Source organism: Paenibacillus popilliae ATCC 14706, from assembly GCF_000315235.1.
Classification (GTDB): domain Bacteria; phylum Bacillota; class Bacilli; order Paenibacillales; family Paenibacillaceae; genus Paenibacillus_B; species Paenibacillus_B popilliae.
In genome coordinates, this window is record NZ_BALG01000068.1 from 19,107 (window position 1) to 30,022 (window position 10,916).

Annotated in this window: 12 protein-coding genes and 1 pseudogene; 3 read left to right on the forward strand and 10 right to left on the reverse strand. The window is 56.4% G+C overall.

The window, feature by feature from the left end; translation table 11 throughout:
- Positions 1 to 51 precede the first annotated feature (51 nt).
- The 10 genes from panD to PPOP_RS07060 all read right to left on the reverse strand — a co-directional run bounded on the left by panD (position 52) and on the right by PPOP_RS07060 (position 8,445).
- Complete coding sequence (gene panD, locus PPOP_RS07015; protein ID WP_006285458.1) at positions 52 to 438, reverse strand: aspartate 1-decarboxylase; 387 nt, start codon at positions 436 to 438, stop codon at positions 52 to 54.
- Complete coding sequence (gene panC, locus PPOP_RS07020; RefSeq protein ID WP_006285459.1) at positions 423 to 1,334, reverse strand: pantoate--beta-alanine ligase; 912 nt, start codon at positions 1,332 to 1,334, stop codon at positions 423 to 425. Before panC ends, panD begins: the two co-directional genes overlap by 16 nt.
- Entirely contained in the window at positions 1,331 to 2,212 is an 882-nt protein-coding gene (gene panB, locus PPOP_RS07025; RefSeq protein WP_006285460.1) for a 3-methyl-2-oxobutanoate hydroxymethyltransferase, read from the reverse strand. The genes panC and panB overlap by 4 nt, the downstream gene beginning before the upstream one ends.
- A gap of 366 nt (positions 2,213 to 2,578) precedes the next feature.
- Positions 2,579 to 3,550 carry a biotin--[acetyl-CoA-carboxylase] ligase gene (locus PPOP_RS07030; RefSeq protein WP_006285461.1) on the reverse strand — a complete coding sequence of 324 codons (972 nt, stop codon included), beginning with the start codon at positions 3,548 to 3,550 and terminating at the stop codon, positions 2,579 to 2,581.
- Positions 3,547 to 4,836: a CCA tRNA nucleotidyltransferase gene (locus tag PPOP_RS07035; protein WP_042227748.1), complete on the reverse strand. Its 1,290-nt coding sequence runs from the start codon at positions 4,834 to 4,836 to the stop codon at positions 3,547 to 3,549. Before PPOP_RS07035 ends, PPOP_RS07030 begins: the two co-directional genes overlap by 4 nt.
- 69 nt (positions 4,837 to 4,905) lie before the next feature.
- Positions 4,906 to 6,066 (reverse strand): N-acetyl-alpha-D-glucosaminyl L-malate synthase BshA, encoded by a 1,161-nt coding sequence (bshA, locus tag PPOP_RS07040; protein WP_006285465.1) that lies wholly within the window; start codon positions 6,064 to 6,066, stop codon positions 4,906 to 4,908.
- A 66-nt stretch (positions 6,067 to 6,132) separates the two neighbouring features.
- Positions 6,133 to 6,831, reverse strand: a complete 699-nt coding sequence (gene bshB1 / locus PPOP_RS07045) for a bacillithiol biosynthesis deacetylase BshB1 (RefSeq protein ID WP_006285467.1) — start codon at positions 6,829 to 6,831, stop codon at positions 6,133 to 6,135.
- Entirely contained in the window at positions 6,831 to 7,253 is a 423-nt protein-coding gene (gene mgsA / locus PPOP_RS07050) for a methylglyoxal synthase (protein ID WP_006285468.1), read from the reverse strand. Before mgsA ends, bshB1 begins: the two co-directional genes overlap by 1 nt.
- Before the next feature lie 40 nt (positions 7,254 to 7,293).
- A complete protein-coding gene (dapB, locus tag PPOP_RS07055; RefSeq protein WP_006285469.1) occupies positions 7,294 to 8,097 on the reverse strand; it encodes a 4-hydroxy-tetrahydrodipicolinate reductase in 804 nt (267 codons plus the stop codon).
- Between the two features lie 30 nt (positions 8,098 to 8,127).
- On the reverse strand, positions 8,128 to 8,445 hold the full coding sequence (locus PPOP_RS07060; RefSeq protein WP_422730621.1) for a nucleotide pyrophosphohydrolase: 318 nt from the start codon (positions 8,443 to 8,445) through the stop codon (positions 8,128 to 8,130).
- A 223-nt stretch (positions 8,446 to 8,668) separates the two neighbouring features.
- On the opposite strand from PPOP_RS07060, the gene PPOP_RS07065 reads away from it, so the two are divergent.
- From PPOP_RS07065 to PPOP_RS07070, 3 genes and pseudogenes are all read left to right on the forward strand, one after another.
- A complete protein-coding gene (locus PPOP_RS07065) occupies positions 8,669 to 9,538 on the forward strand; it encodes a YitT family protein (RefSeq protein ID WP_006285471.1) in 870 nt (289 codons plus the stop codon).
- A gap of 745 nt (positions 9,539 to 10,283) precedes the next feature.
- Positions 10,284 to 10,457 (forward strand): annotated as a pseudogene (locus PPOP_RS20210) (ATP-binding protein); the annotation flags it as partial.
- A 37-nt stretch (positions 10,458 to 10,494) separates the two neighbouring features.
- On the forward strand, positions 10,495 to 10,916 hold a 422-nt coding region (locus PPOP_RS07070), incomplete at its 3' end, for a polymorphic toxin-type HINT domain-containing protein (RefSeq protein ID WP_006285472.1).

The window sequence follows — 10,916 nt, forward strand, 5'->3', positions numbered from 1 at the left end:
GATGAAGCGTACCGTTGTTCGCGGCGTGAGCAACAGGCCATTCCGCACCAATTACTTGATCGTCGCGTAGGCTTCCGTCCCGGCCATGAATTCCACCGGCTTGTTGTCCCCATCGACGAACACGAGCTTCGGCGTATAGGAACGCGCTTCTGCATCGGTCATCGCCGCATACGAAATAATAATGACATTATCTCCGGGCTGGACAAGGCGTGCCGCCGCCCCATTCAAGCAGATGACCCCGGAATGGCGCGGACCCGGAATGACATAAGTCTCCAGACGGGCTCCGTTGTAATTATTGACAATCTGCACTTTCTCATTGGCCCAAATGTCGGCGCACTCCATCAGATGCTCGTCGATTGTAATGCTGCCAACATAATTCAAGTTGGCCTCCGTCACCGTAGCCCGGTGGATTTTCGATTTCATCATTTCACGGAACATAAGCATCCTCCTTGGCGGCTGAACAGCCGGTTGTCGATTAAGCGCGTTCGCCCGAAGCGGACCGCCAGCGCGATAAGCACGTCGCTCCCTGCATTGACGACCGGTTCAGCGGAAGGCAGCGCCTGCAGGGCCGGGAACGTCAATATGTCAATGTAATCAATGTCCGCTAGCGGCGCCTCGCCGATGACCTGACGGATGCGGGACTTTACTTCTTCCGCCGTGAGTCCAGGCTCCTGCCCCAGCCATTCCTCCGCCATGCGGAGCGAGCGGGATAAGCCGAGCGCCTGCCCGCGCTCCTCCCCGCTCAGGTACACATTGCGCGAGCTGAGCGCGAGCCCGTCCGCTTCCCGCACAATCGGGCAAGGCATGAGCACGACATCGAAGTTCAGGTCGTCCACCATCTGTTGAATGACGGCCACCTGCTGCGCGTCTTTCATTCCGAAGTATGCCCGATCGGGCTTGACGATATGGAACAGCTTCGCGACGACGGTCGTTACGCCGTCGAAATGGCCCGGGCGGGACGCGCCGCACAGCGGCTCGGTCACTTCGCGCACATGAATCGCCGTCTTCGTCGGCTGCGGATACATCTCTTCCGGAGCCGGGAGGAAGACGATATCGATGCCAAGCGAAGCCGCAAGCTTCAAATCCCGCTCCTCATCGCGCGGATATTGGGCTAGATCCTCATTGGGCCCGAATTGAATCGGATTTACGAAGATGCTTAGTACCGTGACCGCGCATTGCTCCTTCGCTTGCCGCAGCAGACTGGCATGGCCTTCGTGAAGATATCCCATTGTCGGGACGAGCCCGACCTCGGCCCGTCCCGATTGCTGCTCCGCTTCCTGCCGCAGCCTGCGCACCGCGGTTCGCAGCTCGGCGATGGTCCGTACGGTTATCATCGGATATCTCCTACTTCCTTGCCGGCATGCCCGTACAATTGGACCTGCACTTCTTCATCAGCCGTGAACGAATGGTCTTCCGCCGGGAAGGCTTCCCCCTTCACCTCTCGCACATAGGCGCCGATCCCCTCTCGAATCATGCTTCCAATATCGGCATAGGTTTTAACGAACCGCTTCTCGCGGTAATCCGCCGTATAGCGCAGCAGATCGTGAAATACGAGTACCTGGCCGTCGCAGCCCGTGCCCGCCCCGATACCAATCGTCGGAATCGAGAGCCGCTCCGTAATATAAGCCGCCACTTGCGCCGTCACCAGCTCGAGCACAAGCGCAAAGGCGCCGGCTTGCTCCAGCGCCAAGGCATCCTCCAGCAGGCGGTTCGCATCCTCGGCCGTCTTGCCTTGAATGCGGTAGCCCCCGATCTGATGCACCGATTGCGGCGTCAAGCCGATATGGCCCAGGACGGGCACCCCCGCTTGCACGCACGCTTCGACCGTCGCCGCGATCTCCTTGCCGCCCTCCATTTTGACCGCATGGGCATGACCTTCCTGCATCATGCGGCGGATGCCGGCTAGCGTGTCCGACACGCTGCCGTGGTACGTCATGAACGGCATATCTGTTACGATGAAGGTGCGGGACGCGCCGCGCCGCACGGCGCGCGAATGATACACCATGTCATCGAGCGTAACCGGCAGCGTCGAGTCATAGCCGAGCACGACGTTGCCCAGAGAATCGCCGACGAGAATTAAATCGACGCCGGCGGCTTCCGCTAGCTGGGCCGACGGGTAATCATACGCCGTCACCATAGCCAGCTTCTCCCCACGCCCCTTCATCGCCTTCATTTTCATAATGTTTAACGGTTGTGTTGCCATCTCGTACATTCCATCTCCTTTTGTAGAGGCTGTTCATCATGTCCGCTTTTTCCCGAAAAAGATATGGGAACACGGAGCTTCGAAATCGGCCTCCTTGTTTGTTATTCGGCCCCGTTCCTTCTCCGTAGTGTGCGCAAGTGTGCGCAAAACAAAAAAACCTCTCAGCATGTCCTGCTAAAAAGGTCACCAAAGAGAAAAAGAGGTCGCATGCGGACGTCCTTCTGTCTCGGTCCCTTCGGCTCAGAGCAGATACGTGACACCACGTTCGTCAAGGAATATGTACTTGTCGACACGATTTTCCTTGCTTGGGTGAGTGCGATTCTCTCCTGAGATACCGCCTCACCGACTACAGTATAACAGATCCATGGACCTCTTTCACCCGGAAAAATGCATATCTCCGGCAAAAACTTTGTGCACCTCTCCCGTCTTGTCCTTCAGCAGCAGGGCCCCGGATTCATCCAGCCCTTTCGCCACACCCTCTAGCGGCCCTTGCGGGGTATCGATGGTCACCTGGCGCCCTAGCGTCATGCTCTGCGCCTCCCACAGCGTGCGGATGGGCGCGAACCCTTGCTCCTCATAGAGCCGGTACATCTGCTCCAGCTCCTGCAGGCATGCCGCCACCAGCGACGCCCGATCCACGTCCCGGCCCGTGACGATCTTCAGGGACGTCGCCTTCTTTTGCAGCTCCTCTGGGAAGTCGCCGTTGTCCAGGTTGACGCTGACGCCGATGCCGGCAATGACATAGAGCAGCCGCTCGCCTTCGGCGGCCGACTCCAGCAGAATGCCGGCCACTTTCTTGCCGTCGACGAAGATGTCGTTCGGCCATTTGATGCCGAGCGGGGCCGACGTCAGCTTCTTCATCGCCCGGGATAAGGCCACCGCCGCGAGCAGTGTCAGATGCGGCGTATACGGTAGCGAAATGCGAGGGCGGAGGACGATGCTCATCCAGACGCCCTTACCTGCCGGCGAATGCCAGACATGCCCCTGGCGGCCCCGGCCGCTCGTCTGCTCTTCCGCCAGGACGACCGCGCCCTCGGGCACGCCCTCCTGCGCCCAGGCGGCCGCTTCGTTCTGTGTCGAATCCGTCTTCTCCAGGATACGGAACCGGTTGCCGAAGGTGCCCGGCACCAGCTTGCTGAGCAGCGCCGCCTCATCGAGCCGGGTCGGCTGGGTTACGAGCCGGTACCCGAGCTTCGGCACGGCGTCGAAGCCGTAGCCTTTGGCGCAAAGGACGTGGATATGCTTCCATACGGCCGTTCGCGTAATCTGGAGCCGGCAGCTCAATTCCTCGCCGGAAATATATTGATCCGGGTGTTCCCGGAACCAGTCCAGTACTTTTTGATTCATGCTCGGTTCCACTCTTTCTCCACGTATTTCCTAAGCGCATCGCGCTCGTTCGGCACATCGTCGAGCGCGACGGCGAGCCAGGCGGCTTCGAGCGCCTCGCGCAGCCACGGCCCGGACGGACGGCCGGACGCTTGCAGCAGATCCCCGCCCGTCAGGGCGATATCCGGCAAGCGGCGGACGGCGATGCGCTGGAGCCAGGCTTCGCCGTCCCGCAGGAACGGCGCAAGCCGCTCCTCCGGCACGCCGGCCAGCGCCCGGCGGCAGGTCTGCCATCCGCGGAGCGCGTCCTCGCCGCAGGCGTAAAGCGCCTCCGCGTAGGCCCGGCGCCAGGCGCGCTCGCCGCCGGGCCCAGCCAGAGCGGCCTCGCCCCCAGCCGCCAGCCGTGCTTCCACGCGCAGGACGCCGAGCACTGCGTCCTGCTGCGCGCCCGAGAAGCGAAGCGCCTGCACGATGCGCTTCGCTTCCGCCTCGCCAGCCGCCAGGCCGAGCAGCAGCGAAGCGAAGCGAAGCTCGGGCCCAGCTACAGCCCCGAGCGCGCATAAGAGCTGCGGCCAGCCATCTGGCGCAGGGCCTGCCAGCGCGCCGAGCGGCTCTTTCGCATAGCGCAGGAGCCCGCTGCGCGCAAGCATTGCCCACCCGCGGGCCGGATCGGCTCCAGCGGTCAGCTTCCACAGCTCGTCGCGCACGCGTTCCATCGCGACGTAGCGCAGCGTTGCCCGTTGGCGGAGGAGCGCCCGCCACGTCGACTTGGCGATGCGTCCTTCCAGCAGCGACGCGAAGCGGACGCCCCGCAGCATCCGTAGGGCATCCTCGCAAAAGCGCGTCTCCGGGTCGCCGACGCAGCGGATAAGGCGCCGTTGCAGATCATCCCGGCCGCCGAACGGATCCCGCAAGCGGCCTTCAATATCAAGCGCCATCGCGTTGATCGTGAAGTCGCGGCGCCGGAGATCCTCCACCAGATCATCAATGAACTCGACCTCTTCGGGCCGCCGATGATCCTCATAGGCAGATTCCTTGCGGAACGTCGTCACCTCATACGTATCATGATCCATAACGACCGTCACCGTGCCATGGCCGATTCCCGTAGGCACGACGCGGCGGAACAACGCCGTCACTTGCTCCGGCAGAGCGGAGGTGGCGATATCGATGTCGCCGCTCGGCCGGCCGAGCAGCCTGTCCCGCACGGAGCCTCCGACAATATAGGCTTCATGCCCCGCCGCCAGCAGATGGCGCATCACTTGCTGCGCCTTTGCATACAACACTTCTTCGTCTGGATTACATTTCATCCATGGGTCTCCCCTTTACATGCAAGCGCGCAATGGCAGCCAATTGCGCACAGTAGATTCCGGCGTACGTCAACAGATGGGCTTCGGAATGCCGACCTCTTGCCCGAGCACCCGGTAATATATTTTTTCATATTCCCACGTGATCAGATCGTTGCAGAAATCGTGATGAGCCCGATGCAGACACGCCTCGCGCATCATCTGGGCGAGCCGCGGCTGGCTCAGCACTTGAATGGCATAATCCGCCATCGCTTCCGTATCCCCGATCGGAGCGAGGAATCCGGTCACTCCATGCTTCACCAGCTCCGGAATACCTCCGGCCTCCGAGCCGATCGTCGGCACGCCGCAAGCCATCGCTTCGAGCGCGACCAGGCCAAAGCTCTCTTTCTCCGAAGGAAGCAGCAAGCAATCGGCCATCGAGATGACTTGGGCGATTTCATCCTGCTTCCCGAGAAAGTGAACCCGGTCCTCAAGCCCCATCTCCCGGATTTTGCATTGCACCTTCGGCATATCCGGTCCTTCACCGACGAACACGAGACGGGCGGCTACTTCCTGTTGCACGCGATAAAACATATCCACGACATCCGCTACCCGCTTGACCGGTCGGAAATTTGAAATATGCATCAAAATTTTTTCAAACGGAAAAGCAAATTCAGCGCGAAGCTGAGTGACATCCCGCGGATAATAGATGCGCTTGTCAACGAAATTGTAGGTCAAATCGATCGGGCGGGTAATGTCCAGCAGCTCCCGCGTTTCTTTGATCAAATCTTGGGAAACGGCAGTAACCGCATCGCTCTCATTGATGGCGAACCGGATCATATCCTTGAGCGACTCATCCTGGGCGAGAACCGTAATATCTGTCCCGTGCAGCGTTGTGACAACCTTCAGATCCGGATGGGACATCTGCTTGGCCAAGTAGGCGCACACCGCATGCGGCACGGCGTAATGCACATGCAATACGTCGAGCTGCTGCATACTGGCTACCTGCGCCATTTTATTCGCTAGCGACAAATCATAGGGCGGATAGCGAAAAACATAATAATCGTTGACATCCACTTCATGATAGTAGATGTTCTTCAAGAACCCGGATCCGAGACGAAATGGAATATTGTGGGTAATAAAGTGCACTTGATGCCCTCGCTCTGCCAGAAGCTTCCCTAGCTCGGTCGCAACGACGCCCGAGCCTCCGAGAGACGGATAGCAGGTAATTCCGATTTTCAGTTCTTCCTTCAAGCCGATCCCTCCTATCTGTTCCAAAATGCTTCGTCCCCCGGTATTTCGCATGACCTGAACGGATAATTATAAAAAGGAGGAAACGGCATATGGCCCCTTCATCGCAAAGCCTTCGGCCAGGGCAAAGCCACTGGCCTGCCCAAGCAGAGCGTCTCTCGCCTCGACCCGTTCCACATACCCTTGATTAAGCGGCGTCAAGACGACATCATCGGTACCGCTTGGGCGGAAAAATTGTGAAGAATAGGCACGCAGCGCCTTGCGCTTCTCTTCATAGACATCCGTCACATCGACCAGAATCTGCGCGGGAGCGATATCATTAATGAAGTAATAAAAAACCTGCTCCACGTGATGCACGGGCATATCGGGTATATACCGGCGAAGCTTCGCATTAAAAATCGCTTCCTGCACAATACGACTGCACTGCATATGATCCGGGTGGCGATCCTCCCAGTAAGGCATGAATACGAGGCGGGGACGATAGCGGCGGATCGCCCCGACAACCGCATCGATATGCTCGTGCCGGTGCTCCAGCCCCCTGTCAGGCAGCTTCAGATTGTCGCGAACCGTCAGGCCAAGAATGTCGCTTGCTTGCTGCGCCTCGCCGCGCCGACGCTCGACTGTTCCATTCGAGGACATCTCCGCCTCTGTCAGATCACAGATGCCGACACGGAAGCCGATCTTCGTATGCTTGGCGATGGTGCCCGCCATCCCGATCTCCACATCGTCCGCATGTGCGCCAAAGGCAAGGATATCCAGCTCTTTCATTACACGTCCACTCCTGGCTTGTATTTATGAGACAATTCTCGCCATGCAAAATCGCCGCGCTGCAGCGCTTTAACCAAAATTTCCGCCGACGCGACATTCGTTGCCACCGGAATGCCCTGGACGTCGCATAGACGAAGCAGCGCGATAATATCCGGCTCATGCGGTTGGGCCATTAACGGATCGCGCAGGAAAATAATGAGATCCATCTCGTTTTCGGCGACAAGTGCGCCAATCTGCTGATCGCCGCCAAGCGGCCCCGATTGGAAGCGATGGATGTCCAAATCAGTTTGCTCCAAAATGCGAAGTCCCGTTGTGCCAGTAGAGTATAACTGGTGGCCACGGAATACACGTTCATATGCCGTCACGAAGTTGACCATCTCGTCTTTCTTCCGGTCATGAGCGATAAATGCGATTTTGTACATGCTGTAACCTCCGTTGTGATATCCCCTGTCATATAACGGCTTAGTCGTCTAGCAAATGTTCAAATCCGTAAACCAACGCTTGAAGCTCCATCACCTTCTTCACCGCAAAGTTGACTCCCGGCATATAGCCGGCCCGTTCATAAGAATCATGGCGAATTTTCAAGGTCTGTCCATCACCGCCGAAAATAACCTCCTGCTGTGCAAACACTCCTGGGAGCCGTACGCTATGAATTCGGAATCCATGATAGTACCCTCCGCGCGCGCCTTCCAGCTTCTCTTCTTCGTTCGGATTGCCTTGATGCTTCTCTTCTCTGGCCTGGGAAATCAGCTCGGCCGTCTTGATGGATGTCCCCGAAGGCGCGTCCAGCTTCTGATCCCCGTGGTATTCAATAATCTCAACATCCGGGAAATATTTGGCCGCCTGCTGCGCGAAGCGCATCATAAGTATCGCCCCAAGCGAGAAATTTGGCGCGATCAAGCCGCCGATTCCCTGGTTCTCGCACATGTCGCCCAAGCGTTCGATATCTCCCGGGGCGAACCCCGTCGTTCCGATTACCGGGCGAACCCCGTGCTGGATCGCCAGCTCGGTATGCTGTAGCACCGCTCGCGGCGTCGTGAAATCAACCATGACATCCGGCTCGCTTCCTTGCAGCGCCTCCTCGAGATCGGACTCGACGATGACGCCACAGGCCGTCAATCCGACCAGCGAACCGGCATCGACAGGACCTTCCGAACGGTCGACAGCGGCAGCGAGGCGAAGCGCATCATCTCCCAGCACCATTTTTACGACTTCACGGCCCATACGGCCTCCTGCTCCGACAACGGCTACTTTGATTTGTTCCATCCTCGCCTATTCCTTTCCTTATCGTACCCGCTAACCGTTCGGATGTTCCTCAATCCGCGTCCAGCGATCAGCGTCTCTCGTTTTGAATTTGTGCATAATATCGTCATGCGCCTTTGTCAAATCAATGCCAAGCGAATTGGCAAAGCATAATAAAATGAACAGGATGTCCCCCAACTCCAATTCAATGGAATTGTCTGCCTCCGAAGCCTTTTTTGGCTTCTCGCCATACGTATGATTCACTTCCCTGGCCAGTTCGCCTACCTCTTCCGACAAGCGCGCCAGCAAGGCAAGCGGACTAAAATAACCTTCCTTGAATTGCGATATGTAACGGTCCACTTCGCGCTGCATTTCTGCCAACGGCTTCTCGCGCAGCGACGACAAGAGCACCAATAAATCCGAATTTGTCGCCATGCCATCCCCTTCTTCGTTATCTGTTTCATTTCTGCTATTATGTTAACGTATACCCGGCTGGAAAACAAATGCTTTTTTATATGTAACTTATTTCGATATACTAAGAATGCGCCGCTCAGGCGCGATGCTTATCTATACGGAAAAAGGAGTCTTGCCACACGTGGATTCGACCTGGCTGCAACGCATATGGCAGACCTATCTGCCGATAACGATCGGAACGGCCGTATACGCGTTCGGACTGATCTACTTCATTATTCCGAACCAACTGATGGAAGGCGGCGTCACCGGGATTACGCTGCTGCTGAACTATGCCACAGGCATTCAGCCATCGATTTCCACACTCGTGCTGAACCTCCCGCTGTTTGTGATCGGGTGGAGAGCGTTGGGAACTCGGCAACTCATATACAGCATCTATGGCGTTTTGTCCCTCACCTTGTTTTTGTGGCTGTTCGAACGGGCCGTGGCCAATCAATGGATAGTCCCGTTCCAGACGGAGCACGATTTCATTCTTGCCTCCCTGTATGCGGGTGTGACGTTAGGGGCCGGCCTTGGCATCGTGTTCCGCTTCGGCGGCACCACCGGAGGCGTAGACATCCTGGCGCGGATCGCGAACCGAAGATTCGGGATCAGCATAGGGCAATTCATTTTGCTGCTCGATATCGTCATCATCGGCTCCGCCTTGTTCTACATTCCGAAGGAAAAAATACTGTACACGCTCGTAACCGTATTCATCTCATCCCGAATCATTGATTTTATTCAGGAAGGGGCTTATGCGGCCAAAGCCTTCACCGTCATCACCGACCATGCCGAAGCGATCTCGCAGACGATAACGAGCGAGATGGAACGCGGCGTGACGCTCATTCCCGTCATCGGAGCCTACTCCCATGAACACAAGCAGCTCGTGTACTGCGTCGTAAGCCGCACCGAAATGCGCCGCATCAAAATGCTCGTCAAGCAGATCGACCCGTGCGCCTTTATCGTCGTCAGCGATGTCCACGACGTGCTTGGAGAAGGCTTCCGTGAAGAGTAGCAGCAATCAAGCATACCGGCAATGCACTCTCACTGCCTCCTTTTCAGAAAATGGTATTAGGTCAAGATCGTAGACACGGAAATAATTATGCGGCGGTCTTCGAATTGAGATACTTACCTTCCATTTTATCAGGGGTCAACTAACCCATTGACGAATGAATGCGTCTGGAGCAAGTCTTGCTAGGCTTGGGAAGCATACTGGCTTCCCCGATCTGAGTGGTGTAGCACGATGCCTTCCGGCTGACGACGCCGTAAGCTTGCCGGAGCGCCTGCATGACAAGTTCCTTGGTCATCCGCACCTTAGTATAATAGCTAGACGGATGTACTCCATCATCTTGTTAAAGCACGCATATAGTACCTTTGGTATATCTTTTTTTTACTGTTGCATCCGTTAATCAGCTTATTACGGACATAAAAAATGAAGCTGCTGCGACTTGATAACTAGGTTCGCGGCTGCTTCATTTTTTACTATCATACGTCCCTTTTTGTATATGTAACCCCAATGATTAATCCCTAATGGTAACCTTTTGAATTGATCGATGAAGCTCTGGTGCGCCGAGCATCACGTTGGATCCACGCGCATTGAACGGACGGCAGGCTTCGACCCTAAGCTGCCTTCTGAAGCATTCGCTCCGTTCATGCCATGGTCATCGCACCTTCCGGACTCCTGTCGCGTGAACGAATCTGCATTCATCATACACGGGCCCCATTCTGACTGCTAGGTGGGGTCTATTTGTCGTTTACATTGTTACGAAAGGCAAATTGTCATTGTGACGTCCAACATGGAATTTGGCCAATGGACCTCCATCTTTGGGGACACCAAGCTAAAGTCTGCGCTAGTGGATCGTTTGGTGCACCATGCTCATATTCTCTCCTTTACGGGCGAGAGTTTTCGCTTCAAGCAAGCGATGGAACGGATTCCTTTTTATGCTTTGGAGGGTTGGCAAGGAGAAGAATATGAAAAAGTTTATAGCCCTATTATTATTTTTTGCCCTTTCATTTACAAGCCTTCCACTTGCTTTTGCGGATTTTACGAGCGGCCATTTGGTGATGACCGAAGTAGGATTCAAGCCGATTGAACAAATCCGGGTCGGGGATCTCGTTCAGGCAAAAGATGAAACAACGGGAAAAACAGAGTATCATAGAGTTGTTCAGTTATTCCAGAGTCAGGCGGATGAGACGTATCATATTACCGTCAAAGGAATTCCAATCACGACAACCGGGGAGCATCCGTTCTGGGTGCATGGCCAAGGATGGGTGGAAGCAAGACATCTGAAGGCGGGAGATCTGAAGGCGGGAGATCTGCTTCAAAATGCGGAAGGCAAGTCCTATCCGATCGACCGGATCGAGATGAAGAACAGCAGTACGCCTGTATATAA